Origin of the sequence: Campylobacter sp. JMF_11 EL3, from assembly GCF_027736965.1 — a bacterium.
Classification (GTDB): domain Bacteria; phylum Campylobacterota; class Campylobacteria; order Campylobacterales; family Campylobacteraceae; genus Campylobacter_B.
In genome coordinates, this window is the sequence record NZ_JAOVTJ010000005.1 from 27,387 (window position 1) to 54,226 (window position 26,840).

Genomic DNA, 26,840 nt, shown 5'->3' on the forward strand with positions numbered 1-26,840 from the left:
TGGGCTAAATTTGCGAAATTTGGCGAATTTTAAAATTTCTCAAATTTGCAAATTTTAGCCAAATTTGCCCAAATTTCGCGCGCTAAGTTTAGAATTTATCGCGCGTGCCACGCAAAGAGCGCTAGCAAAGGCAAAATGCAGATTATATCCCCCTAGCATTCCAGATGCGTCTATGCACTCGCCTGCAAAATACAGCCCGGGGATTTTTTTGCTTTCACAATCCGCGCCTAGCTCGTCCGTGCAAACGCCACCCGCGCTAATTTCGGCCTTTTCGAAGCCAAAAGTGCCAGCAGGGGCAAACTCGTAAGAAAAAATTCGCGCGATTTTTTCTAGCTCTGCGGGACTGTATTTTGAGAAAATTTTATCCTGCAAATTTTGCGAGCGCAAAAACTCCAAAACAAAGCGTTTTGGTAAAAATGGCAAACTCGAAAGCTGTTTTTTCCCGCCATTTAGGGCCTTTTCTAGGCTTTGCATATTGTGATTTGGGGCGAAATTTAGAGTGATTTTGCCACTTCTCCAAAACAGCGACGCATTTAAAATCGCTGGCCCACTAATGCCTCTGTGCGTAAATAGCGCCTCGCCTGCAATCTCGCGCCCTGCGAGCTTTGCGCGCACGCCAAGACTCACGCCACTTAGATTTTTGAACCAAAACTCGCTCTTTTGCACGCAAAGCCCCACGAGAGCTGGGCGAAATTTCTCGCACTTTATGCCAAAACTCACCGCAAAGCTTAGCGCACTATCACTTGCACCAAGCGCCCTAAAACTGGGCCCACCAGTGGCGATTATGAGATTTTTGGCGCAAAATTTCTCGCCTTTACTACTAAGCACATTAAAAATTTCACCACTCTTTGAAATTTCGCAAATTTCACAATTTGTGCGAATTTCGCAGCTCTTTTGCGCCATAGATAATAGTTTTTGCAATACTGCGCGCGAGTGGTTTTTGCAAAAATACTGAGCGTTTTTTTCTAAGCCAAATTCCAAAGGCGCAAACACGCTCAAAAGCTCATCTACGCTTAGTCGGCGCAGTATTTGCGAGATAAAATTTTCATCTCCTAAATAATTTTTCACACTCAAATTTGCATTTGTGATATTGCACCGCCCACCACCGCTGGCTAAGATTTTGCGCCCTGCCAAGGCGTTTTTCTCCACAATCAAAACGCTTTTTGCGCGCAAATTTATCGCGCTAAAAAGCCCAGCCGCACCCGCGCCCACAACAATCACATCGTAAATCAAAATTTCTCCTATTTTTGGGCGCATTTTACTAAAATTTGCAAAATTGGGCAATAAATTTGGAGAATTTGTCTAAGCAAAATTTCAAAATTTCGCTAATATAAACCAAAAATTTCAAAGGGAAAAAATGATTTTAAAATCGATTTTTTGGTTTTTTGCTACGGTTTTGTTTTTGGGCGCGCTCGTGCTTTGCTTCGTGAAATTTCACCCTGTTTTTGGCGGAGTGCCAGATGAGATTTCTATGGCGAAAATCCGCGCTAGCAAAGCATACAATGGCAAAACCTTCGAAAACGCCCAGCCTACGGTGCTTGCGACCAGCGATGAAATGCCAAGCATGCTAAGCTGGCTTTATGATATGATTTTTACACCCAAGGGCAAAAACCCCTCGCGCGCGCTTCCTAGCGTGAAATTCGAGCCTAGCACCCTCAAAAACGGCGACTTTGTCTGGTTTGGGCATTCGAGTGTGCTATTTCGCATAAATGATTTAAATGTCATCACCGACCCTGTATTTTACCGCGCCTCGCCGATTTTCGTGGGTGGTGCGCCATTTAAGTATGAGATAACGCCTAGGATTTCGGACCTGCCTGAAAAGCTATGCGTGGTAATCAGCCACGATCACTACGATCACCTCGATATGCGCGCTATCAGGGAGATTGACGCCAAAGCAGAGCGCTATATCGTGCCTCTTGGCGTGCGCGCCCACCTGCTTCGCTGGGGCGTAAGCAACGCGAAAATCACGGAACTAGATTTAGAAGAGAGCGCAAGCGTAAATGGCGTGAGTTTCACGCTCGAACGCGCTAGACATTTTAGCGGTAGATTTCACAAAAATACCACGCTGTGGGGCTCGTATGCGATTATCGCTGATGGGGCTAGGATTTTTTACGGGGGCGATAGCGGAGATGGCGAGCATTTCGCGCAAATCGCGCAAAAATACGGACACTTTGATATCGCCATGCTAGAAAACGGCGCCTACAACCGCGCCTGGGCGCAGATCCACTCCATGCCAGAGCAAAGCGCGAAAAACGCCAGCGTGCTTGGTGCGCGCGCGATTTTGCCGATACACTGGGCGAAATTTGATTTGGCGTATCATAAATGGAGCGAGCCTATGGAAAGATTGGTGCACGCCAGTAAGGAAGCTGGGGCGAAATACACTATCACAACGCCGCTTGTGGGGGAGGTTTTCAACCTATCAAATTTACCGCAAAACAGATGGTGGGAGAGTGTAAAATAGCGAAATTTGGCGTTAAATTTCGCTTTGAATTTTACTAGATTGCTTCGTCGTTTCACGCCTCGTAATGACAATAACAAGCAAATTTCAGGGCAGTATTTTGCAAAATTTATGAAATTTTATAAAATCCGTCTTTTAGAGTGATTTTTCCTAAATTTAGCAAATTTGCTAAATTTGCCTTTGAAAGTTCGCTAAATTTAGCCTCTACATCGCTTAGGCTTTGGGGACGGCGAACTAGCATAGATAGAATTTCATCTTCGCTAAAATCGAGCTTTTCGCTATCGTATTTTGGTTTTGCGACTATATTTACGCTTTGATTTTTCAAAAATTTGCTTAAAAATTCTAGCCTCTCAAAGCTTACTGGCTTAGCGTTTTTAAACGCAGGCGGACGATCAATCGTGCCTAAATCAATGCGAGCGGGATTTATTTTTTCAAGCACCGAATTTAGCGCTTCAAATTCGCTGACAGTATCATTAAGACCAGCAACAACCAAAATTTCAATAACTAATTCTCCCCTAAATTCAGAGCTAAATTTAATCAAATTTGAGATAATTTCGTCCAAATTTACACTATCATGCGGATTATCGATTTTTTTAAAAGTCGCGTAAATCACGCTATCAAGGGAAAATTTGCAAATATCGCATTTCAAAAACGCTTCGCGGTTTTGAGAAATTCTGCTCGAATTTGATAAAACTAGCAGTTTTTGTGGCAAATTTAACGCCTTAATCTCGCTTACAAGTTCGCCAAATTTAGGGTGAAGACTAGGTTCGCCATTAGCCGTAAGCGTGATGACTTGGGTATTTTTAAATTTAGCCAAAGCCGTTTTTAGCTCGTGGGTCACGGGCGAAATCTCGCAAATCTCGCTCATCTGCGAAATAGGCTTTTTTGCTTTTAACTCGCAATATGCACAGTTGAAGTTGCATTGCTTCGAATTTGGACTTAAATCAATCCCAAGGCTCTGCCCAAAACGGCGCGAACTTATGGGACCGAAAATGTATTTCATTATCTTGCGCTCATTTCATGCACTAAATTTATGAAATATTTCGCATTTTCCACAGGAATATCAGGCAGTATTCCGTGACCCAAATTAAAAATGTGATTTTTGCCTTTCATCACTTCTAAAATGTGCGAAACACCCTGTTTTGTGGCTCCTTTGTCATAAAGGCGGGTTGGCTCCATATTTCCTTGAAGCGTGTATTTTTCGCCAAGTTTTGCCGCAGCTAACTCTATCGGAGTGCTCCAATCCACGCCAAAAACATCGAAATTACCGCTAATCTTATCCAAATATCCGCTAATGCCTTTTGGAAAGACAATAATCGGCACTTGCGGAAATTTCGCCTTTAAATAGTCACAAATTTCTAAAATATATTTCCAGCTAAACTCGAAAAATGCGCTCTCTTCTAATGCACTCGCCCAGCTATCAAAAATCTGCACAGCATTTACGCCGTTTTTGATTTGGTTTTCAAGGTAAAGTTTGGTCGTCTCCGTAACGGCGCGTAAAATCTCGTGCAAAAGCTCAGGGTTAGAATACACCATTTTTTTGCAAATCGCATAAGTTTTTGTCGTGCCGCCTTCGATCATATATGTCGCCACCGTCCAAGGCGAACCACAAAAGCCAATCAACGCCTTATCATCGCTTAAATTCTGCCTTGTTAGTGCAACCGTATCATAGACATATTGCAGATTTTTCACGGCTTTTTCGGGACTTAAAGCCTTTAAATCTTCCAAATTTTTCAAAGGATTTTTAAATTTTGGTCCCTCGCCTGCGACAAATTCCAAATCAAGCCCCATTTCAAGCGGAACAACCAAAATATCGCTAAATAAAATCGCCGCATCGACGCCTAAAATCTCCACAGGCTGGATCGTAACCTCACTAGCCTTGCGAAAATCCTTGCAAAGCTCCAAAAATCCGCCCACGCTTTTTCGCACCGCCATGTATTCTGGCAAATAACGCCCAGCTTGTCTCATCATCCACACAGGCGTATAAGGTGTCGGTTTTTTCAAACATGCGTCGATAAAAATCATCATTGCTCCTTAAATAGGCTAAATTTAGTGAAATTTGTAAAATTTAAAATGGGCGCTTTAAATTTGCGCCCATAAATTTATTTGTTTTCTTGAAGTTCAATCCAATCAAGCGCGATTCTAACGGCATTTGTAGCCGCTCCGACGCGGATTTGATCGGCACTGCACCAAAGGTGCAAGATTTTATCATCATAAATATCGCGGCGGATTCTGCCTACGAAAGTCTCGTTCGTATCGGTAGCGACGATTGGCATAGGGTATTTTTTCTCGCTTGGATCATCGCAAAGCACGACGCTTTTTGCGTTTGCTAAAATTTCGCGCACCTTTTCAAGGGTGAAATCTTGTTTAAATTTAATCGTAATCGCCTCGCTGTGGCTTCTCATGACAGGCACACGCACGCAAGTGGCGGCTACTGGGAAGTTTTTGTGTAGGATTTTTTGCGTTTCATTTACCATTTTTAGCTCTTCTTTTGTAAAACCATTTTCGTTGAAAACATCGATGTGTGGGATTACATTCATTGCGATTTGGTGAGCGAAAACCTTTGGCTCGCACTCATCGAGCTTAAAGGCAAAAAACGCTTGAAGCTGTTCGACTAGCTCGCTCATACCCTCTTTACCTGCGCCACTTGTGGCTTGGTATGTGCTCACATCTACGCGCTCGATATCAAAAGCGTCGTTTAGTGGTTTTAGGATTTGCACCATTTGGATAGTTGAGCAGTTTGGATTGGCGATGATTCCTGTTTGCTCCCATAGCTCGATATCGCCAGGATTGCACTCAGGCACCACGAGAGGGACATCATCTTGCATTCTAAAATGGCTTGTATTGTCGATTACCACTGCGCCACTAGCCGCTGCAAGCGGTGCGAAATGCGCCGAAATACTGCCACCTGCGCTAAAAAACGCGATATCAATCTCGTTTTCTTCAAATGTAGTCTCAGTAAGCTCTTTTACCACATACTCTTTGCCCTCAAATTCTACGACCTCGCCAGCCGAGCGTGCGCTAGCTAGTGGCAAAATATCTGCTACTGGGAAATTTAACTCAGACAAAACTCTAAGTATCTCTTCGCCAACAGCGCCTGTTGCGCCAACGATTGCGATGTTATATCTATTCATCACCCTCTCCTTGTATGATTTGATTTTCGCTATTTTCTAAATTTAGGCTCTCGCCACCATTTTCTTCGCCCACTTCGCCCTCATCATCGCTTTCTGCTTTCGGGCAAGTAGCAATGCTAACCACATCATCGCCCTCGACATTTACCACGATGACGCCACTTGTGTTGCGTCCAGCCTTGCGTATGCTTTGGATATCTGTGCGAATCATCTTGCCACTTGTGGTTAGCGCCATGAGATCCATTTCCTCATCGACCATTACTACGCCCACCAAATCGCCGGTGCGGTTTGTGAGCTTCATGCAGATTACGCCCTTGCCACCGCGGTTTGTGAGGCGATATTCGCTAGCTGTGGTGCGTTTGCCAATGCCTTTTTGGCTCACGCTTAAAATTTCTAAATTATCATTTAAAATAAATGTCGCACCAATCACCTCATCGCCTGCTTCTTTAAATTTAAGCCCTCTCACGCCTCTGGCTACGCGTCCCATTTGGCGAACTTTACCGAGTTTAAATTTAACACACATACCCTTTTTAGTAGCGATGAAAATCATATTTTCGTTGATTTCGCTACTGTTTTCATCTAAAATTTCGCTCTCAACTTCTTCGATTTCTTGCGAAATTTCTAAATTTTGTCCATTTTCATCATCGCTCTCAATCGGTGCGCTCTCGCCTGCCTCATTTGGCACGATTAGCGCAGTTACTAGCGCGTCATCATCATCTAGGCTGATAGCCCTTACGCCAAGTGAGCGGATATTTGAAAACGCGCTTAAATTTGTGCGTTTTACGATACCATTTTTGGTGAAAAATACTAGCGATTTGCTATCTGAAAAATCGGTAGTCGGGATAATTGCCATGATTTTTTCATCGCCTACGAGTTTGATTAAATTTACAATAGCCTTGCCTTTGGCTGTGCGTGAGCCCTCTGGGATTTTATAGACTTTGAGCCAGTAAAGCTGTCCGCGATCAGTCACAAACATAAGCGTATCGTGGGTGTTGCTAGTGAAGAAATTTTCGATGAAATCATCATCGTATGTAGTCACGGCTACCCTGCCCTTGCCACCTCTTTTTTGCTTCTCGTAAGTCTTGCTTGGCACGCGTTTTATATATCCGCGGTGCGTGATAGTTACGACCATATTTTCGTTTGGTATAAGGTCCTCGATATCGATATCATCGTAGTCATCGACGATTTCTGTAATGCGCGGGCATTTAAATTTATCTTTGATTTCTAAGAGCTCATCTTTGATGATTTGCTCGATTAAATTTTCAGATTTTAGGATATTTTCAAGGCGTGAAATTTCAACCAAAAGCTCTTTTAGCTCGTTTTCGATTTTTTCGCGCTCTAAGCCAGTTAGCTTGCTTAGCCTCATATCCAAAATCGCGTTTGATTGAAGCTCACTTAGGCCAAATTTAGCCATTAAATTTTCCCTAGCTATCGCAGTATCGGCTGAATTTCTAATGATTTCGATCACTTCGTCAATATTATCAAGCGCGATTTTAAGACCCTCTAAAATGTGCGCCCTAGCGCGTGCCTTTTGAAGTTCGAAAATCGTGCGTCTAATGACGACGGTTTTTCTGTGATTTAAGAAAAGTTTAAGTAGCTCGATTAGTGAGAATACCTTTGGCTCTTTGCCGTCGATTGCTAGCATAATTACGCCAAAAGTGCCCTCCATAGTGGTTTGTTTGAAAAGATTATTTAGCACGATATCGCTCATAGCGTCGCGTTTGAGCTCGATTACGACGCGAATTCCCTCGAAATCGCTCTCATCGCGCACTTCGCTAATACCATCGATTTGCTTATCTTTGACCAAATCCGCGATTTGCTCGATAAGGCGGGCTTTGTTTGTCTGATATGGAAGCTCGTCGATGACGATGACATCTTTGTTGGCCTTTTTTTCGATATGCGTTTTGGCCCTGAGTTTGACCCTGCCACGCCCTGTGCGATAAGCATCAATAATGCCTTTTTTACCAAAAATAAGTCCGCCAGTTGGGAAATCTGGACCTTTGATGTATTGCATGACCTCTTCAAGGCTTGCGTTTTTATTGTCGATTAAAAGCAAAAGCCCTTCTACAAGCTCATCAAGGCTATGTGGCGGGATATTTGTCGCCATACCCACAGCGATACCGCTCGATCCGTTTAAAAGCAAATTTGGCACGCGCGCAGGAAGCACATCAGGCTCACTTAGGCTCTCATCGTAGTTTGGTATGAAATCGACCGTCTCTTTGTCTAAATCTTTCAAAAGCTCTTCGGCTAGTGGCGTCATTCTAGCCTCTGTATAACGCATAGCAGCCGCGCCATCTCCGTCAATCGAGCCGAAGTTTCCCTGACCATCGACGGTTGGAATTCTCATAGAAAAGCTTTGTGCCATACGCACTAGCGCATCATACACCGCTGTATCGCCGTGTGGGTGGTATTTACCGATGACATCGCCTACAATACGCGCTGATTTTTTATATGGTTGGCGAGAGCTAACTCCAAGGTCGTTCATAGCGTATAAAATTCGCCTATGCACAGGCTTCAAGCCGTCTCTGGCATCAGGTAAGGCGCGACCTATGATAACGCTCATCGAATAGTCTAAATAGCTTGTTTTTATTGATTCTTCAACATCTATGTCTATGATTTCTTGTGTGTCAAAAATACTTTCTTGCATATCTTTCCTTATTGCAAATTTAAACTTTTGATTTTAGCAAAAAAACCTTTTGAGTAACCTAAAATTCGCGTAAATTTGCTTAAATTTGTGCATTTGCCAAAACTATGCCAAAAACCACTCTAAATCCAGCCTTTTTTAAAACCTCCCTAGCCTCCAACATACTAAGCCCGGTTGTAACGATATCATCGACTAAAATCACGGGAAATTTTGGCTCTTTTGCAATTTTATAATCGCGCCTGTGTTTTAGGCGAAATTCCAAGGACTGACCTGCGTATTTGACCTTGTTTTGGGCTTTAATCACGCCATAAGCTGGCATTATTTCGCGCGATTTTAGCGCACGAGCAAGCACGGCAGTATGCGAAAAACCTGAACTGATATCATCATCTAGCGGGACAGCTTGAAATTTGAAATTTGGGATTTCGCGCGTCAAATTTGGCAAATTCTCATCTAAAAAAGCCTTAAATTCATTTGGAAATTTCGCCAGACTAAATTTAGCCAAGCGCGACAAAACCGCGCTTCCGTGCAAATGGTGCTTGGAGAGGATTAAATTTTTAACCTCCGAGTATCCGTAATAATAAAATACCACGAAATCCTCCACCACGCGCGCATTTAGGCGGTTTTGCGAGAGGGTGCGCGCACAAGAGGCGCAAAAAAGGCGCAGGGAAAATGCGCCACAATTAATGCAACGCATTTAAAATTTAGAGCGAAGAGACGATTTGATCGGCTGATTTTTTGATGATATCTCTTAGCATACTTTCGACGAAAGGCTCCATTGTGCGGGCATTGCGAAGGGCTGCAAACTCGCTTTGATCTTGGGCCACGCGCTTGGTAATCGTTCTGGTGCCATTTACGATAGTGATGAAAACTTCGGCTTTTGCGCTCATATTTTGTTTAGAATACCCCTCGATTGCGGCATTTAGGGTTTTGATATCCACGCTTATGTTAGCCCCACCTGCGCCTATGGCTACGCCACGCGCGCCAAGCTCGGTTTTAAGGGCATTTTCGAACCACGAACTCAAATCTGTTTTAAGCAAAACCTCGTCGATTAAATTTCCGCTATTATCGTTGATAGTGCCGATGATTAGGCTGTTTTGGCGAGAGTCTTTGATATTTAGCTCGCCAGCGCTTTTGGTTTTTGCTTGTGGCGCAACACCAGAAATATATGGACTAAGCCCCAAAACAGGCGTATTGCTCGAACACCCTGCGATTAAAAGTGCAAAGATTGCGACAAAAATTGATTTCATTTTGATCCTTTTTTGAAAAATTTGGCGTAATATAGCGATAAATTTTAAATTTATAGTTTTTTTTGTATTATTAAAGGTTTTAAATCAAGGAGAAATTTTGCAAGCACTCGCACTAAAATACAGACCCAAAAACTTCGACGCCCTAATCGGACAAAACGCAATCGCAAGCTCCCTAGCGCACGCACTCGACGGCGCAAGACTAGGGCATGCGTATCTTTTTAGCGGACTTAGAGGCTCTGGCAAGACCTCGACCGCGCGTATTTTCGCCAAAGCCCTGCTTTGCGATCACGGACCCACTTCGAAGCCTTGCGAGAGTTGCGATAACTGCATAATGGCAAACGAGGGTCGCCATATCGATATCATCGAAATGGACGCCGCAAGCCACCGCAAAATCGACGATATCAGGGAGCTAATCGAGCAGACCAAATACTCCCCGGCTAGTGCGAGATTTAAAATTTTTATCATTGACGAGGTTCATATGCTTACCAAAGAGGCTTCAAACGCCCTTTTAAAGACGCTTGAAGAACCGCCTGCGTATGTGAAATTTATCCTAGCTACCACAGACCCGCTCAAACTACCAGCGACCGTGCTTTCGCGCACGCAACACTTCCGCTTCAAACCAATCGCCCAATTAGCGATTATTTCGCACCTTGAAGCGATTTTGCAAAACGAGGGCATTTCTTACGAAAACGGCGCGCTCAAAATCCTAGCTAGAAGCGGTTCTGGCTCGCTCAGGGATACTCTCACGCTTTTAGATCAAGCCATAATTTATAGCGAAGAAAATGTCACGCAAACCGCAGTAGCCGATATGCTGGGGCTCCTAGATCCCGCCAAAATCAATGAAATTTTAGAAATCGTTTTGCGCCAAGACCGCGTGGGCGCTATCGAAATCGTCAAAGAGATCGAAAACTACAACGCTGAGACCATAATCGACGAGATGATTGCGAATTTAAAAGAGAAATTTTTGCGAAATGATACCAAATTTAGCATGCTAATTTATGAGCGATTTTTCCGAATTTTAGCCGGCGCAAAAAGTATGCTAGGCGTGAGTTCGGATAATACTTACTCGCTTTTGATGATGATATTTTTGATGATGGAAGCTGTGAATTTGCAAGAAATCGACGAGTTAATCGAAATTTCAAAATCCATTGGTGATAGTGGTGCAAGCGGGGCGAATTTGGGCTCTGCGCCAAATTTTGCTACGCCAAAAAGCGCGCAAGCAAATGCAAATTTCAGCGCACCGCGAAATGCGCCAAATTTAACGCAAAATTCAGCGCAAAATTCAGCCCCTGTGCAAAACAAAACTAGCCAAAAACTAAACGATTTAGAGCAAAAAGTAGCGCAAAAAACAGGCGCAGATACGCTAAGTGCGAATTCGGCGTATGATAAATTTCTCTCAAATTTATACGATAGAAGCTACGAGTTGGGCGAGAAATTTGATAATTGCATTGAATTTGTCAAATTCGAAAACTCCACTTTGTATCTGATTTCTCGCGCCAAAAACGAGGACAAAGAGTATTTGCGCGCCGCGTCAAGGGCGATAAATAGCGTTTTGAAAATGACTTTTGGCGAAAATGCTAAAATTTCAATCACCCAAAATGCCCCACTTCGCGAGGCGGAGCCAAAGCCGAATTTAACAACCCCGCCAAAGGATTTACCCAAGCCAAATTTGCTAAATCAGACAAATTTGAGCAATTACGAAATCAGCGCCGAAGCAGCCAAGCCTGATATGCAAAAAACTAAAAACGAGCTTGCCAAGCTTGCAAGCGAGGCTGTGAGCAAGGAAGAAATTTTAAAAACCGAGCTTGCAAATCTTTTCGGCGAACCGAGTAAAATCGTAGAAAATTAGCTTAAATTTATCAGCTTTGGTGTAAAATTAGGGCTCATCTTATCACAAAGGCAAAATATGCGTGGCTATAAAATCGTATCAGGAAGTGCCAATCCTGACTTCGCAAAAAAAATCTCAAAATACCTATCCTTGCCACTTAGCGAGTGCTCTATCAAGACATTTAGCGACGGCGAGATTAGCGTGCAAATCGGCGAAAGTGTGCGCGGCAAGGATGTTTTCGTCATACAACCGACCTGCGCTCCGGCTAACTCAAATTTAATGGAGCTTTTAATCCTAAGCGACGCGCTAAAAAGATCAAGCGCTAGATCAATCACAGCCGTGGTGCCGTATTTCGGATACGCTAGACAGGATCGCAAGGCAGCCCCAAGAGTGCCAATCAGCGCCAAACTCGTCGCAAATATGATGCAAACAGCGGGCATTGATAGAGTGGTGACAATGGATCTGCACGCTGGACAAATTCAGGGATTTTTCGATATTCCGGTAGATAATCTATATGGCTCTTTGGCGTTTTTGGACTATTTCAAAAACAAAAATTTAAAAAACCCTATCATCGCTAGCCCAGATGTCGGCGGTGTGGCGCGCGCAAGATCCTTTGCTAAAAAGTTAAATTTGGATATGGTTATTGTAGATAAAAGACGCGAAGAAGCCAACAAAAGCGAAGTTATGAATATCATCGGCGATGTAAATGGCAAAGATGTGATTTTGATCGACGATATGATCGATACAGCCGGCACTATCGTCAAAGCCGCCGCTGCGTTTAAAGAGCGAGGTGCGACTAGCGTTATGGCGTTTTGCACACACGCGGTTTTAAGCGGACCAGCTTATGAGAGGCTAAATGAGGGCGCGCTAGATGAGCTAATCGTCACAGATACGATTCCGTTGCGCCAAGAGTGCGATAAAATCAAAGTCATCTCGGTAACATCGCTATTTGGCGAGGTTATCCGTCGCGTATATCACGACGAGAGCGTAAATAGCCTTTTTGGTTAAAAATTTATACTAAAATTCTTCAAATTTACCCACATTTGCCGTGAAATTTAAATTTTATTTTAAAATTTCACGGTAAAATTACTCCTAATATATTTTTAAAAAAAACTAAAATTTCATTTATAGGAGTATATAATGAAAAAGTTTTTACTTTTATCACTTGGCTGTGCATGTGCATTTGGTGCCTCTTTGCAAGAAATTCAATCAAGCAAAAAGGTTAAAATCGGTGTGCGAGAAAACCTGCCTCCATTTAGCTCGCAAGCAAACGGCGAGAGTGAGGGGTTCGAGGTATCTTTGGCCAAAGAAATCGGCACAAAGCTAGTAGGAAGCGACGGCTCAATCGACTTAGTAGTCATCGAAGCAAAAGACAGACTTCCTATGCTTAAAAACGGCGATTTAGACCTAGTGGTCGGCAACTTTTCTGCCACACCAGCGCGCGCTAAGGAAGTGGATTTTTCAGTGCCATACCTAGCAGATGTGCAAGTCGTAGTCACCAGAAAAGCTGACGGGGTTACAAAACTATCTGATTTAAAAGGCAAAAAAATCATAGTCCAAAAGGGTACCACAAGCGATGATTGGCTCAAAACAAATGCACAAAAATACAGTTTTGATGTTTCTTACTGCGAACATGGCGTAGAGTGCGCGGAAAAAATGCTATCAAACGAAGTCGATGGCTACATGCATACAAATATCACAGCCGCCGCAGTTGTGATGAATAATCCTAGCTTAGAAACTGGCATCAAAAGCGTAGGCGAGATAGATTATATCTGTGTGGGCGCGCAAAAAGGCAACGCAGAGCTTATAAATTTCGTAAATAACGCGATTATTGAGCTAACAAAGGCGGAGTTTTTCCAACACGCATACACCGATACTTTCGAGAAATTTTACAAAGGCAGTATTGATAAAAAATACCTTCTGCTAGACGATTTCCTTAGCAATTTTTAAGCTAAATTCTACTTTATAAGCCCAAATTTGGGCTTATAAATTTCTATGATTTGTCATTTGCAAGCAAACGCAGCTAACATGCCAATCCATGGGATTTTCATTGACTTTTAATTTGTCATTGCGAGCCGTGCTTGCACGGCGTGGCAATCTACGACTTTAAAATTCCTTGCGCCAAATTTACTGTCATTGTGAGCCCAGCGTTGCAATCTAGGGAAATTCAAATAAATTTTAATTCGCAGAAAAATTTATCGGAATTTATATTTTATGGAATTTTAAAAAACTCACTCTAAATTTTACTGGATTGCTTCGACGGCGTTGCCGTCTCGCAATGACACGAATTAAAGCGTATGGTAGTTTGCACTCGTAGATTGCCACGAATTTTGCTAGCGCAAAATTCTCGCAATGACAGATTAGACAAATTTCCGTTTCAAATTCTCGCAATGACAAATTAAACAAAATTTGCTCGCTATTGTCATTGCGAGGCGCATAGCGCCGAAACAATCTACGATTTAAAATTACCGAACGCTAAATTTACTGTCATTGCGAGCCCAGCGTTGCAATCCAAGGAAATTCAAATAAATTTTAATTCGCAGAAAAATTTATCGGAATTTATATTTTATGGAATTTTAAAAAACTCACTCTAAATTTTACTGGATTGCTTCGACGGCGTTGCCGTCTCGCAATGACACGAATTACAGTGTCTTATAGTTTATGCTCGTAGATTGCTTCGCTTTCTACGAAAGCTCGCAATGACAAATTAAACAAATTTTACCCTCACAAAATTCTCACATGACAAATTAGGCGAAATCCGGGGCAGTATTCACCAAAAAGCCAAATTTTAATCAATCTTCAAAACGCTTAAAAACGCCTCACTAGGCAAATTCACCTTGCCGATAGCCTTCATGCGCTTTTTGCCCTCTTTTTGCTTTTCGAGCAACTTGCGCTTGCGCGTGATATCGCCACCGTAGCACTTGGCGGTTACATTTTTGCCCATGGCGCGGACATTTTCGCGGGCGATGATTTTGTTGCCGATACTAGCCTGAATCGCCACTTCAAAAAGCTGACGCGGGACGATTTCCTTCATCGCTTTTACCAGATCCCTGCCCTTAGACTGCGCCTTTTCTACCGGCACGATGATAGAGAGCGCATCGACAGCCTCGCCAGCGACGCGAATATCGAGTTTGACCAAATTTCCGCGCCTATAATCGCTAGGCTCGTAATCGAAACTCGCATAGCCTTTGGTGCAGGATTTGAGTTTGTCGTAAAAATCCATAATAATCTCATTTGTCGGCACATCGTATTCGAGCAAAACACGCTCTGGCGTGATATAGTCCATTTTGGTCTGCACGCCACGGCGAGAATTTAAAAGCGTGATTAAATTCCCCAAAAATTCACTCGGCGTAATAATTGTAGCGCGCACATAGGGCTCTTCGATATGATCTATATAATTTGGCTCAGGCAGTTCGCTAGGGCTGTGGATTCGCTTGATAGAGCCGTCTGTGAGATAGACCTCATAAGTAACAGTCGGCGCAGTAGCGATTAGATCGAGGTTAAATTCGCGCTCCAAACGCTCTTTGACAACCTCCATGTGCAAAAGGCCCAAAAACCCCACGCGAAAGCCAAATCCAAGCGCAAGCGAGGTCTCAGGCTCGTAGCTAAGTGAGCTATCATTTAGGCTGAGCTTATCTAGCGCGTCGCGGAGCTCTTCGAATTTATCGGTTTCGACAGGGTAAATTCCAGCAAACACAAAAGGCTTGGCCTTTTCAAAGCCACCGATTGGCTGGGAAGCTTGGTTGCGATAGAGCGTAATCGTATCGCCGACTTGCACATCGATGACATTTTTTAGCCCCATTACTACGATACCGACCTCGCCGCTTCGAACGGCGTTTGTTTTAATCGGCGCAAGAGGGTTTGGATACATGAGCCCTAGCACCTCGTGGCGACCGCCAGTGCCCATGACATAGACCTCATCGCCCTTTTTGACCACTCCGTCATAAATGCGCACAAGGGCGAGTGCGCCAAGATAGTTATCAAACCAGCTATCATAAATAAGCGCTTTTAATGGCTTGTTTTCATCGGTTTTAGGGGCTGGGATTTTCGTGATAATCGCCTCTAATAGCTCTTTTATGCCCTGCCCTGTTTTTGCGCTTACTTCGATTGCCTCTGAGCAATCAAGTCCGATTATATGCTCGATCTCGTCCTTGACGCGCGCAGGATCTGCTGATGGAAGGTCGATTTTGTTTAGCACTGGGATAATTTCTAGGTTGTGTTCGAGTGCGATATAGACATTTGCGATAGTTTGAGCCTGCACGCCCTGACTGGCATCGACGACAAGTATCGCGCCCTCGCAGCTAGCCAGACTTCTGCTCACTTCGTAGCTAAAATCCACATGGCCTGGGGTGTCGATGAGATTTAGGACATATTTTTCGCCACCAAGCTCGTATTCTAGGCGCACAGATTGAGCCTTGATAGTGATACCACGCTCTTTTTCGATATCCATAGTATCCATGATTTGCGAGCTCATTTGACGATCTTCGACCGCCTTACACTCGCTGATTAGTCTGTCTGCAAGGGTGCTTTTGCCGTGGTCTATGTGGGCAATAATGCTGAAATTTCGTATATTTTTCAAATGTCTTCCTAATTTAAATTTTACTATTTTTTTAAATTTGATTAAATTTAAAAAAGCCTAGCACCAAGGCTAGGCTTTAAAATTTAACTGGCGTGAAAGTTACCAGTTAATGCGGTTGTTGCGGTATGATCGTGCTTCATCATTAGTTTCGACACTGTTTCCAGAAGCACTAGTGTCATTACCACCGACGAAGTTACCTACATCATCTTCGCCATCTTTGATAGTGCCTTCACCGCCCCAAGCACCACCGAGACTAAATCTAACCTCGATAGGATTATAGTATTGTCTTACGCCACTATATCTATAAGCATACTCTGACGCGCTTGGTGTCTCATCTATATATACTTTATTGCCATGAATTCCATTATCTGGCGTATAAATAAGCCATGGATTTGTTAGTATCCTAATCGTATCGCTTCCTCTGGTAGCAGAAGTAACAGATATAGTCTGAACTCCGTCTTTAAAATTTGCTCCATTATTTTTGCCAGAAGGTATTATGGTTGCCTTACTAGTAGCATACCTAGACACAAAAACATCAGCTATATTGCTAGCGTCAATTCTTCCTGTGGAAAGCTTGTTTAAAACAAAATTATTATTTTCCATAGGTTCATATTCGCCGGCATCTTTAAGGGCTTTAAATATATTACTGCTAGGTTTTAAAAGCTCATAAGTAGTATTAGGAGCTAGTAAAGTAGAGCAATCATCTTCGCTCTTAGGACAATACAACGCCTCATAAACATCTATATTTACATTAGTTCTTACTGATGTGCGTTTGATATCGCCACCATTATCTACATCGTATGATTTACCATATATGAAATATGCATAGGTGCCAGTTCCACTAGGCAAGGCTGCGACACCACCAAGACTTGTTGCATAATCAGCGAAATTCTCGACTTTCATCTCCCTAACGCCACCCATTGGCTGTTTAGCAGATGAAATCTCGGTGGTTGCATAAGGTATAGTTGCATAATCTTTCTTGAATTTAGCCGGCAACATAGATGCTTTATCATCTATAAATTTAAAATTGCTTAGACTAAAATCAGTCGGATAAATCACCAAAGGCAAATGCGGATTTTTTTGCATTCTATCGAAGTTAAAATAGATAGTCGCACTAGGTGTTTGACCCTCTTTAAACGCACGAGACATCAAGATGAAATCTGGTTGTTTTGGATTCAAATACACGCCAGTTTTATTGCCATTAGAATCTTTTTTGTGGATAAAACCACTATTTAAACTCTTATCAGTATAGAAGCTAATCGCAGCACTTAAAGGAAATGCTTGTTGCTCATTAGCGACTTCTGATCTCGTTCCAGCCGCCCCTTGATTTTTGGTATTAAATTTATAACATCTACTATCATAATTTGCGCTAGCTTTACAAACATTATCGTTAAAATACTGCGTTCCACTAGGAATTTTGACCTCAAAATTAGGTTTATCTGGATATGGTTTATAATCTATCTCGCTAGTAGTAGTCAATGCGGTTTGTCCTTGAATACAACGAGCATCGGTAGAGTTTGTAGCACAATCATAATCAAATCCTACACTAAGCTCCATATCGCTAGCAAAACCACACAATGGTTGCATGGCCTCTCCTTCTTTTCCTTCTTTTGCTTTGTATGCTCTTCCGTCATAAAGTGTAGCAATGACATCGCTATATACTTCATCGCTCAAATATACCTTAGCATTTGCCTTTATCATAGCCAACTCACTCAACTGGCTAGTAACAGCTTTGTTTTTATCTGAGTCCGCAAGGGTTATAGTGACATTATTATCACCATAATAATCTATCGTTACATCATCTTCAACTTCTACTGAGTTAAAGTATGTAAAGCGGGTTTGATTTAGGTTTGAAACAACACCATTTGTATAATTACCTACAAGCACAGAAGCGTTAGCGTCATAATCACTTACATCTACGAGTTTGCCATCTTCTTTTCTGACAAACTTCCAACCAGCTCCATTTAAGCCGTTTTGCAATCCGATAGATGATACCTTAATGCGATCTGGTTTATATCTCAAAACCAATCCCAAGCTCTCATTGCTATCTTTTTTCTCGGCTCGTTTTATACTGATATCACAACCTACTCTACCTGTGCTATCAGGTTTATTTGTAGCAGAGTCGATGATACATTTAGTTCCCCAATACTTATCATCGCCGTCTTTTCTCTCATCATAGGTTTGATCGCCATTTTTATCAGTCCATGAGTTGTCATAAACATTTACTAGCACATCACCGACATTGTAGTAGTTAAAAATTTGACCTTTTAGGCTAGATTTACTTGCATCAGAATATAGCGTTTCGGTAGTCAATACTGCCGCTACATCTGCTTTTTCATTTGGCGCTAATCTACCTTGCACTATTAAATCATTTGTGCCAAATCTACTTTCTATCTTAGCAGCACCCTCTGAGAGATTTACACTTTTTACACCAAAATCTGCAAGCAAAGAAATAGCATCTTTATCCCAAATTTTATCATAATTAGTATAAAAATCTTTGCCATTGACCTTACAACCAGTATCTATTTTACCGAAATCATTATCTATCTCGTCAGTCTCTTTTTGTTTTTTCACCAACATGGTCAAATCATCTATCGTATATTTTCCGTCCTCAAATTTGAAGCCAGAGTAAGGCGAGCGAGTATTGCACTCTGTGCCAAGCGTAGATTTGACACCGGTTCTATCTTGCAATTCTTTTTCTACATAGTAAGCCTGACCAGATACAACTCCATAACAATCATTAGAGATAAATGGTTTTAGGTATGTTTTTTGCTCTCTAAATGCCACATTTGCATTTGCTTCATCTACGCTTAATGATTTAATCGTGTAGCTGTTTCTTTGAGCAAATCTTTTCTCGCCCAAATTTCCACCTAACACTGCATTATAGTTAGGCACCGGGTTACCTTTATAGCTTCTTGCATAAAATACTTCGGTTAATACATCATCATTATCTGAATATTTACCGCCTACGCGTAAATCACTAGTGGGGCTATTAACCAAAGCCTCAGTGATATCGCCGTCTTTATCAGGATCTACTAGTTTGGCGTATTTGCTAGTTTTTGCCATATCTACTTCGAAATATGCAGGTCTGATTACGAAATGATCGCTATCACATACATGGAAAGACCCGTCTGGTGACATTTCAGTTCCGAAATACGATCTCGCACTATCTAGCTCAGCTACAACAGCATTTTTCTCTTTTTCAAATTCTGCTCTTTCCTCGCTCGGAGTATTGCCTGTCATAGTATCCGCAAGCCACGCTAACTCTAATCTGCGTTTTTTAGCTTGGGCTTCCTCTACTGTCCTAGCACGATATTCAGATAGCCTAATCCTAAATCTATCTAAACTATACTCGTCCAAAATAGCCCTGACACTATCAGGTATATTCGCATCTTTATCTATATATTTCTCATACAAGCTCTCGATTTGATATCTCTTATAATACTCTGTTGAGTTTGTTATCAGCTCAGCTTCGGCATTTGGATTATCTACTGGATTATAATTATATAGTGCAGTAGCATTCATATCTAGTTTATCAAAGTCATTGTTAAGAGTTAGACCCCTAGGTCTATAACTAAACATAAATGTAACGCCACCGAAAGCATCTTCAAACTCAATTTTTTCGAGCGGAACTACTTTTTTCTTTGATTTTTCTTGTTCTTCTTTAAATCCTGTTTTGTAGTTAAATAACCTTTCATTCTTGCCATTTACCTTAAATGGTAACTTGTCATTATCGGTTATGTATTTACAACCACTACCAGTTCTGATAGCCGAAAGATACAAATCACCAGGAAGCGGGAAGTATTGCAAGCTACCGTCAAGCTCACCAGTGCTACATCCATCAGGACCATTTCCTGGCATACACACTCCCCACACATTACCTATTTTTTTATAGACTCTTGCGCGACACTCTCCCTTTTCATCAGCCGGCAAAAATATTCCAGCGTAGTTCTCACATAAATCAAAATCATCTGACTTATATTTACATTTACCATCTGTATCTCTACTGACACAATACTCATCAAAGATATCATTGATATCTGGCTTAAATATCATATTTACTTTAAACGGCGACTCGGCTATTTGAGTAAATAATCTATCGTCTTGGGCGAGAGTTTTGTTTTTATTACTTTTACTGCACTCATCATCATCATCGTCGTCGTCATCGTCGTCATCATCATCATCATCGCAATGATCTTTGAAATTTTGATTTACCACTTTAAGACCATTTAGAAGCACGATTTTTACATTTTTTTCTCCCTCTTTGCAACGATTCATTATAGCAGTAGGTCCTACTACTGGCTGACCAGCTAGCTCCATAGTATATCCCACTGTATAGCGGATAGGCGTATATGTAAAAGTCCTACCAACCGTAGCATTGTATTCCAAAAATACAGATTCGCCTATTTTTAGTTCGCCACCGACTGGCTCAGTTCCTGATAAACTACCAGCACCACGACCTACATAAAATTTAAGCTGATTATCTCTTAAAGAATTTAGCTGTTTTCCTGCATATACCGTATCAGTTACATCAGGGGTTCCACCAGCAGCTCTTTTTGCCTGAGTGGAGTATGCACCAGGTGTATTATCTTGCAAGAACACAAAATCCCTTCTGCCATCTAGACTAGCACCTTCTACGGGGACATTGTTTATACCAGATGAATTTGGCACATAGGTATTGCTTCTACCAGTATCTACTCTCACCCATACACCTTTTGCAACATTACCTTCATCACTTTTTTTATTTCTAATCTCGGTTCTATAATACAAATTCTCACCAGTTACGACAGTGACATCTTCCACATCTTTTGGTTCATCTATCGGGGTGCCATCTTGCTTGTAAAATCCCAACCAACCTTTTGTATCATACATTTTTTGCTCATAGCATAGTTGTGGAATATATAAATCGACAGACATTCCGATAAATGGAATAAAGGCGCGTTGGTGCCAGCCACCACCAGGATCTCCGTTCGGATCAAATTTAGATACATACGCCCTTAACGACAAAGAACTTTGTCCATTACCAAGAAATTTACTCTCGCTAGTGCTTGAAATATCGTATTCATCTAAATCGAAACCTTGATTATAGTTTCCATTACGATCCAAAACATCACTAATCGTAGGACCATCAAACACATACTCACCCTTGTCGCCGATTGTATATCTTGATATTGTTCCATTAAGCGGTGATCCATCATACGGATTAGCCGGATTTTTTAATCTCTTAGAAGGATGATCTACCATATCAAAATTGCCAGGCTCTCGTGATATATATAAACCTTCGCGCTTACCTAAAGTTGGATCTACATTGTGAGGACCCCACTCAGCACCACCTGATGCCCAGATTATCTTACCGTGCACCGGACCGTCTTCCGGAGTATAAAAACCATTTAATGTAAAATCGACCGTAACATTTTGAACATCACCAGTTGGTTGAATCTCCCCATAGCCATCATACAAAGTAACATTTTTAGCTTTGTAATACAAATCCAGCTCTTCTTGCGTCAATAATCCTGTTTGTTTTGCCTCTTCTCTGGCTTTCATAGTTTTATCATAAACTAGCGTTACATACCAACCGCCAAAAGGCAACTGATGGTTAGACTCTAAGCCCGAACCATTAAGACCACCCATAAAGCCACCTTCATAAGTATGAGCGTCATTAGCATCCGCTCTTGACCACACTTGGTTACCAGATAGATCGCCTGGATAATCGTGAGTTGGATCAAGATTTGTAGCCTTAACATTTCCTACGGTTATATCAAGGTCTGTGGTACCATCTATAAAATTTTCTTTTACTTCATCAATAATATCGATAGCACAGATATAGTTCATATTAAATCTTTGATTTTTAGCTTCTTGGGTAAAAAAAGATGAGTTATAAGAAAAAATTCCTTGACAAACACCGCCATTTTTTTCTATTGCTTCAATCTTGTCTTTTTGTGTCTTATCGACAGTAAGATTATAAACTTTATTTCCAACCTTTAATTTTACATCTTGGTAACCTTTTATTTCATCTATTTTAAGAACTTTTGGCATTCTTCTACAAGGCTTACCTTTTTTTGCAGCTTCTGCTTTATCTTTTTCATCGCAATTCATATCACCAAAACTATCTGTTAAACTATTATCCGGAAATAGATTACCAAACCAATAAAGTCGAGCAAAAGTTATGTCTTCTTTTTTAACACCTTTTGGAAGTTTAATAGTATCTGTGGTGCTATTAAAACCGCTTACCTTGCCGTCATTAAGAAAAGGGGCATTCCAACTTCTATCGGGCATAGGATTAAGCATGTTTCTACTTGACAAAGAAATATATGGACGATCCATAGCCTTTAAAACAGGACTTCCTCCCGTAACAATATCGCCAAATACATAACTACCAGGTCCACCAAATCTTAATTGTTGAGTGTGGGTAATATCATAAGAACCAATCTCCATAGTAGAAAAATTAACTACTTGTTTTTTTCCGTTTTCACCATACCAAGCATTTGGTTTGTAATTATCATCGCATTTACCATCGTTATATGTGCCATTGCCATCGGTATCACAAGGCAAAATACCACCAAACGCATTAACTCTCGTTCCCCGTCCACCGTATAGTATGATACCTATATGCTCACCTCTGGCATCAGAAGGAATTTCGCCATTATTTGGAACAACTGGATGAATTGTTTTAACATTAACAGGAAATTCCTTGGCATAGTGCGTATCATCTAACTCGTCCAAATTAATATCATCGCCGAACGCGCCAACGCTAACTCCAAACAAAATCAACATAGCAGATAACGCTCTGCTAAATACCTTTTCTTTTTTCATAATATGACCTCCATCATTTTATGTGTAAAAATTTTCTCTATTTTATTACTAAATCGCTTAAAATAAATATAAATTTAACCTTTGAAAATGTGAATAATCAAGGCATTTAGTGGATTTTTTATTTTTGTTATTTGGGTGGTTAAATTTGTTTGATTTATTTTTCTGAAAATTTGTCTAATTTGTCATTGCGAGAATTTACGAGCGTGAAATGCAAATTTAGCGCAAGGAATTTTAAAGTCGTAGATTGCTTCGTCGCTATGCTCCTCGCAATGACAATGGCGAGCAAATTTCGTTTAATTTGTCATTACGAGAATTTTGTGCCAGTAAAATTTGTTTAATCTGTCATTGCGAGGCGACGCAGTCGCCGTGGCAATCTACGAGCATAAACTACCAGACGCTATAATCCGTGTCATTGCGAGACGGCAACGCCAGGGGAGCAATCCAATAAAATTTAGGGAGAATTACAAAAATTTTATGAATTTTAAATTCCGATAAATTTTTCTGCGAATTAAAATTTTTTTGAATTTCCCCTGGATTGCTTCGCTACGCTCGCAATGACAGCAAATTTGGCGCAAGGAATTTTAAAATCGTAGATTGCTTCGCTCGTTACACTTGCTCGCAATGACAAAATAAAGTAAATTTTACTTCGCTTACAATGACAATAAGATTTCGGCGCAGTATTTCAGGGTGACAGATTATGTGTCATTGCGAAAAGCCAAAACCTACATATATTTTTCTAAAACTTTTGGGATTTCGATAGTGCCGTCAGCTCGTTGGTAGTTTTCCATGACAGCTATCAATGTCCGACCCACTGCCAAAGATGAGCCATTTAGCGTATGCACTAACGCATTTTTCTTATTTTCATCTTTATAGCGAATTTTCGCGCGTCTTGCCTGAAAATCACGACAATTTGAAATCGAACTAATCTCTCTATATTTATTTTGTCCCGGAAGCCATACTTCAAGATCGATTGTCTTGGCTGCACTAAATCCGAGATCTCCGCTACAAAGCACCATGTGGCGGTGCGGTAAGCCCAAAGAAGCCAGCAAATCACTAGCGCAAGAGACCATTTCATCTAGCATTTTTGCGCTATCTTCTGGCTTCGTAATCGCCACAAGCTCGACCTTTTCGAACTGATGCTGACGAATCATACCCCTAGTATCGCGCCCAGCACTCCCTGCTTCTTTGCGGAAGCAGTGGCTATAACTCGTAAGCTTTATCGGCAAATTCGCGCTTTCGATAATCTCATCGTTGAATAAATTCGTCGCCGTAACTTCGCTCGTAGGTATGAGATACAAATTTAGCTCGTCGCTATCTACTTTGTAAAGATCGTCTTTAAATTTCGGTAGCTGTCCTGTGCCGTAAAGTATCTCATCGCGCACCAAAAATGGCATATTTACAAGCTCAAAACCGCGACTATTATTAAAATCTATCATATAATTTATCAGCGCCATATTTAGCTTCGCACCCACGCCACGAAGTGCGGTAAAACGGCTACCGCTAAGCTTCACGCCACGCTCGAAATCTAGCCAACCAAGGCTCTCGCCAAGCTCGAAATGCTCTTTTGGCGTAAAGTCAAATTTACGCGGTTCTAGCACGGTTTTTACGCAGACATTTTCGTTTTCATCTGCGCCAAAAGGCACATCATCATCGATGATATTTGGCACGACGGCTGCCACACTATTTAGCTTTTCTTCGCACTCGCTGACCACTGCGCCGAGTTCTGCGATTTTTGCCTTGTTTGCGTCAAGTTCGGCTTTTAGGGCTTTCATGTCGCCACCATTTCGCGCGATTACGCCCATTTCTTTACTTTTGGCGTTTTGCACGGCTTGCAAATTTTCCAAATTTGTCTTTTTTTCTTTTAACTCATTATAAGCGTCAAGTAGGCTTTTTAGCGTGTCAGCGGGGACTTTTTTGGCGATTAGTTTTTTATTAAATTCGTCAAAATTTGTTTCGATTAGTCGTAGATTTATCATATCTTTCTCCGTGAAATAAAAATTTTTGGATTTTAGCGAAATTTTACTTTAAAAATATAAAGTGGGCAAATTTAAGCGAAATTTTATAATATCTAAAAATTTTTAGTGTTATTTTAAGCTAAATTCTGTAATATTACGAAACCGAAATTTTTCACAAGGAGCGAATATGAAATTTAAAATTTTATCCCTTCTAACCTGCGCCACAACAGCGTCATTTGCGCACTTTGGCGTAGTTTTGGCAGATAGTGATACTATCGAAGATGAGAGCAAAAACAAGCTAAATTTAGTTTATGAATTCACTCACCCTTTCGAGCAAAATCGTATGAATTTAGAAATTCCAAATCTGGCTGAAATTTGGATAAATGGCGAGAAAAAGCCGTTTTTACAAAATTTAAAAGCGCAAAAAGAGGGCGAAAACGCTTATTTCACAGCCGAATTTGAGGTAAAAGAACCGGGCGTTTATCAATTTTACTTCGATCCTAAGCCATATTTCGAACCAGCCGAAGAAAAATTTATCCGCCACCAGACAAAAACCGTAATCGACGCTTACGGATACGGCGAGGGCTGGGACGAGCCAGTGGGGCTAAAAGCCGAAATCGTGCCACTTACGCGCCCATTTGGGCTGTATGCGGGCAACTCATTTTGCGGGACAGTATTATACAAAAATGCCCCAGCTAAGGGCGTAGAAGTCGAGGTCGAATACTATAATAAATCAAACCTAAAAGCCCCTAGCGAGGATCATATCACGCAGGTTCTAAAAACTAATGCAAACGGGGAATTTTGCTTTACGATGCCTCTATCTGGGCATTGGGGCTTCGCGGCGCTAATAGATGATGACGAAAAAATCGCGCACGAGGGCAAGGAATACGGCGTCGAGCTTGGCGCGGTGCTTTGGGTGCAGACCAAAGACTACGAAAAATAGGGCTTTGCGCGTGAAATTCAGCGTAGAATTTGGAGCGAAATTCAGTATGAATTTAAGAAAGAAATTCGGCGCAAATTTTACCCATAAATTTAGCTCAAATTTGAGCTAAATTTCATTTAAAATTACGAAATTTAGGACATTAAATGCACATTAGCGAAGGCGTTTTACCAAGCGAAATTTTAATCTCAGGCTGGGCGATAAGTGCGCCCGTGGTGGCGTATCTCGCATACCGCTTAAAAGTGGAGAAAATCCCGCAAGTAGCGTGTATGAGCGCGATTTTTTTCATCGCTTCATTTATCCATTTGCCAGTGGGCGCAAGCTCCGTGCATTTGATTTTGGGCGGATTAATCGGCGCAGTATTGGGTGCTGACGCGATTTTAGCGATATTTGTGGGGCTCATGCTTCAAGGGGTTTTCTTTGGATTTGGCGGGATTACGATTTTGGGCGTAAATACCGCAATCATCGGCTTTCCAGCCGTTTTGGGCGCAGTGTTTGTGCGCGTGTGGAAAAATGCTAAAATGCCCGCTACGACGGCATTTTTCCTAGCAGGAGCGGTGCCGATACTCATCTCGACGCTACTTTTGGATTTAATCCTTTTCGCTAGTGGCAAGGAATTTTACACAATCATCACGCTAATCTCGCTAGAATCGGCAGTTTTGGCGGTTTTGGAGGGGATTATCGCGCTGTTTGCGCTGAAATTTATCGTGCGGGTAAAAAAGGAAATTTTGCTATGAAAAGGCTCATTTTTGCGCTGTTTGCGCTAGTTTTGGCGAATACTGCCCCGGCTCACTCGCTAAAAGCTTTTGCTAGCCAAGACGGAGAAAATGTGCGCATAAAAAGCTTTTTTTACGGCAATTCGCCCTGCCAAAACTGCGATGTGAAAATCAGCCAAAACGGCGCAGTATTACTGGAATCAAAAACCGATAAAACTGGCGTTTTGAGCCTAAATTTGGGCGCTGGGGAATACGAAATCGAAATTTACGGCGGCGCAGGTCATGCGAAAAAAATAAATTTTAAAGTAGAAAATTTAGGTGGAAATTCGCAAAATTTGCAAAGCCAAAATTTAGATCAAAATTCGAGCGAAATTTTGCAAAATTCGCTTGAACCAAAAAATTCATCAAACCAAAATTTATTAAATTTTGCGCTTAGTTTGGCTATAATTTTCGCGATTTTTGGCGCACTCTACGCCATAAAAAAACGCAAATAAGGATCAAAAATCAAAACTTTTAACCCATGCCAAAA

At 41.6% G+C, this 26,840-nt stretch carries 17 protein-coding genes; 7 read left to right on the forward strand and 10 right to left on the reverse strand.

Going from position 1 to position 26,840, the window contains the following annotated elements:
• Positions 1-54: 54 nt before the first annotated feature.
• On the reverse strand, positions 55-1,233 hold the full coding sequence (locus OFN67_RS07015; protein WP_270868795.1) for an NAD(P)/FAD-dependent oxidoreductase: 1,179 nt from the start codon (positions 1,231-1,233) through the stop codon (positions 55-57).
• Between the two features lie 124 nt (positions 1,234-1,357).
• Here OFN67_RS07015 and OFN67_RS07020 point away from each other — a divergent pair, with 124 nt between their 5' ends.
• Positions 1,358-2,461, forward strand: a complete 1,104-nt coding sequence (locus OFN67_RS07020; protein ID WP_270868796.1) for an MBL fold metallo-hydrolase — start codon at positions 1,358-1,360, stop codon at positions 2,459-2,461.
• Positions 2,462-2,567: 106 nt separating this feature from the next.
• Here OFN67_RS07020 and OFN67_RS07025 read toward each other — a convergent pair whose 3' ends face one another.
• From OFN67_RS07025 to OFN67_RS07050, 6 genes are all read right to left on the reverse strand, one after another.
• The gene (locus tag OFN67_RS07025) at positions 2,568-3,461 is read right to left on the reverse strand and encodes a radical SAM protein (protein ID WP_270868797.1); all 894 of its coding nucleotides are present in this window, start codon (positions 3,459-3,461) and stop codon (positions 2,568-2,570) included.
• Positions 3,461-4,483, reverse strand: a complete 1,023-nt coding sequence (gene hemE, locus OFN67_RS07030) for a uroporphyrinogen decarboxylase (protein WP_270868798.1) — start codon at positions 4,481-4,483, stop codon at positions 3,461-3,463. The genes OFN67_RS07025 and hemE overlap by 1 nt, the downstream gene beginning before the upstream one ends.
• 77 nt (positions 4,484-4,560) lie before the next feature.
• On the reverse strand, positions 4,561-5,592 hold the full coding sequence (locus OFN67_RS07035; protein WP_270862114.1) for an aspartate-semialdehyde dehydrogenase: 1,032 nt from the start codon (positions 5,590-5,592) through the stop codon (positions 4,561-4,563).
• Positions 5,585-8,236, reverse strand: coding sequence for a DNA gyrase subunit A (gene gyrA / locus OFN67_RS07040; RefSeq protein WP_270874010.1), 2,652 nt, complete (start codon positions 8,234-8,236; stop codon positions 5,585-5,587). Before gyrA ends, OFN67_RS07035 begins: the two co-directional genes overlap by 8 nt.
• 79 nt (positions 8,237-8,315) lie before the next feature.
• A complete protein-coding gene (locus tag OFN67_RS07045) occupies positions 8,316-8,927 on the reverse strand; it encodes a ComF family protein (protein ID WP_270868800.1) in 612 nt (203 codons plus the stop codon).
• Positions 8,928-8,934: 7 nt separating this feature from the next.
• Positions 8,935-9,480, reverse strand: coding sequence for a YajG family lipoprotein (locus OFN67_RS07050; RefSeq protein WP_270868801.1), 546 nt, complete (start codon positions 9,478-9,480; stop codon positions 8,935-8,937).
• A 94-nt stretch (positions 9,481-9,574) separates the two neighbouring features.
• Here OFN67_RS07050 and OFN67_RS07055 point away from each other — a divergent pair, with 94 nt between their 5' ends.
• The 3 genes from OFN67_RS07055 to OFN67_RS07065 all read left to right on the forward strand — a co-directional run bounded on the left by OFN67_RS07055 (position 9,575) and on the right by OFN67_RS07065 (position 13,258).
• On the forward strand, positions 9,575-11,329 hold the full coding sequence (locus OFN67_RS07055; RefSeq protein WP_270868845.1) for a DNA polymerase III subunit gamma/tau: 1,755 nt from the start codon (positions 9,575-9,577) through the stop codon (positions 11,327-11,329).
• 57 nt (positions 11,330-11,386) lie between these two features.
• Complete coding sequence (locus OFN67_RS07060; protein ID WP_270859651.1) at positions 11,387-12,316, forward strand: ribose-phosphate pyrophosphokinase; 930 nt, start codon at positions 11,387-11,389, stop codon at positions 12,314-12,316.
• 132 nt (positions 12,317-12,448) lie between these two features.
• Positions 12,449-13,258: a transporter substrate-binding domain-containing protein gene (locus OFN67_RS07065; RefSeq protein ID WP_270868802.1), complete on the forward strand. Its 810-nt coding sequence runs from the start codon at positions 12,449-12,451 to the stop codon at positions 13,256-13,258.
• Positions 13,259-14,096: 838 nt separating this feature from the next.
• Here the strand turns inward: OFN67_RS07065 and lepA are convergent.
• The 3 genes from lepA to serS all read right to left on the reverse strand — a co-directional run bounded on the left by lepA (position 14,097) and on the right by serS (position 24,676).
• Entirely contained in the window at positions 14,097-15,887 is a 1,791-nt protein-coding gene (gene lepA, locus OFN67_RS07070; RefSeq protein WP_270868803.1) for a translation elongation factor 4, read from the reverse strand.
• Between the two features lie 99 nt (positions 15,888-15,986).
• Positions 15,987-21,476, reverse strand: coding sequence for a hypothetical protein (locus OFN67_RS07075; protein WP_270868804.1), 5,490 nt, complete (start codon positions 21,474-21,476; stop codon positions 15,987-15,989).
• Between the two features lie 1,946 nt (positions 21,477-23,422).
• The gene (gene serS / locus OFN67_RS07080) at positions 23,423-24,676 is read right to left on the reverse strand and encodes a serine--tRNA ligase (protein ID WP_270868806.1); all 1,254 of its coding nucleotides are present in this window, start codon (positions 24,674-24,676) and stop codon (positions 23,423-23,425) included.
• Positions 24,677-24,842: 166 nt separating this feature from the next.
• On the opposite strand from serS, the gene OFN67_RS07085 reads away from it, so the two are divergent.
• The 3 genes from OFN67_RS07085 to OFN67_RS07095 all read left to right on the forward strand — a co-directional run bounded on the left by OFN67_RS07085 (position 24,843) and on the right by OFN67_RS07095 (position 26,805).
• Complete coding sequence (locus tag OFN67_RS07085) at positions 24,843-25,598, forward strand: DUF4198 domain-containing protein (protein WP_270868807.1); 756 nt, start codon at positions 24,843-24,845, stop codon at positions 25,596-25,598.
• Positions 25,599-25,741: 143 nt separating this feature from the next.
• Entirely contained in the window at positions 25,742-26,332 is a 591-nt protein-coding gene (cbiM, locus tag OFN67_RS07090; RefSeq protein WP_270868808.1) for a cobalt transporter CbiM, read from the forward strand.
• On the forward strand, positions 26,329-26,805 hold the full coding sequence (locus tag OFN67_RS07095) for a hypothetical protein (protein WP_270868809.1): 477 nt from the start codon (positions 26,329-26,331) through the stop codon (positions 26,803-26,805). The genes cbiM and OFN67_RS07095 overlap by 4 nt, the downstream gene beginning before the upstream one ends.
• Positions 26,806-26,840 lie beyond the last annotated feature (35 nt).

What these genes read in the sequence shown, in the direction of transcription:
- OFN67_RS07060 (WP_270859651.1), top strand. Translation starts at nt 11,387, where the DNA reads ATGCGTGGCTATAAAATCGTATCAGGAAGTGCCAATCCTGACTTCGCA.
- OFN67_RS07085 (WP_270868807.1), top strand. Translation starts at nt 24,843, where the DNA reads ATGAAATTTAAAATTTTATCCCTTCTAACCTGCGCCACAACAGCGTCA.
- gyrA (WP_270874010.1), bottom strand. Translation starts at nt 8,236, where the DNA reads ATGCAAGAAAGTATTTTTGACACACAAGAAATCATAGACATAGATGTT.
- OFN67_RS07045 (WP_270868800.1), bottom strand. Translation starts at nt 8,927, where the DNA reads ATGCGTTGCATTAATTGTGGCGCATTTTCCCTGCGCCTTTTTTGCGCC.
- hemE (WP_270868798.1), bottom strand. Translation starts at nt 4,483, where the DNA reads ATGATTTTTATCGACGCATGTTTGAAAAAACCGACACCTTATACGCCT.
- OFN67_RS07065 (WP_270868802.1), top strand. Translation starts at nt 12,449, where the DNA reads ATGAAAAAGTTTTTACTTTTATCACTTGGCTGTGCATGTGCATTTGGT.
- OFN67_RS07025 (WP_270868797.1), bottom strand. Translation starts at nt 3,461, where the DNA reads ATGAAATACATTTTCGGTCCCATAAGTTCGCGCCGTTTTGGGCAGAGC.
- serS (WP_270868806.1), bottom strand. Translation starts at nt 24,676, where the DNA reads ATGATAAATCTACGACTAATCGAAACAAATTTTGACGAATTTAATAAA.
- OFN67_RS07095 (WP_270868809.1), top strand. Translation starts at nt 26,329, where the DNA reads ATGAAAAGGCTCATTTTTGCGCTGTTTGCGCTAGTTTTGGCGAATACT.
- cbiM (WP_270868808.1), top strand. Translation starts at nt 25,742, where the DNA reads ATGCACATTAGCGAAGGCGTTTTACCAAGCGAAATTTTAATCTCAGGC.
- OFN67_RS07050 (WP_270868801.1), bottom strand. Translation starts at nt 9,480, where the DNA reads ATGAAATCAATTTTTGTCGCAATCTTTGCACTTTTAATCGCAGGGTGT.
- OFN67_RS07035 (WP_270862114.1), bottom strand. Translation starts at nt 5,592, where the DNA reads ATGAATAGATATAACATCGCAATCGTTGGCGCAACAGGCGCTGTTGGC.
- OFN67_RS07020 (WP_270868796.1), top strand. Translation starts at nt 1,358, where the DNA reads ATGATTTTAAAATCGATTTTTTGGTTTTTTGCTACGGTTTTGTTTTTG.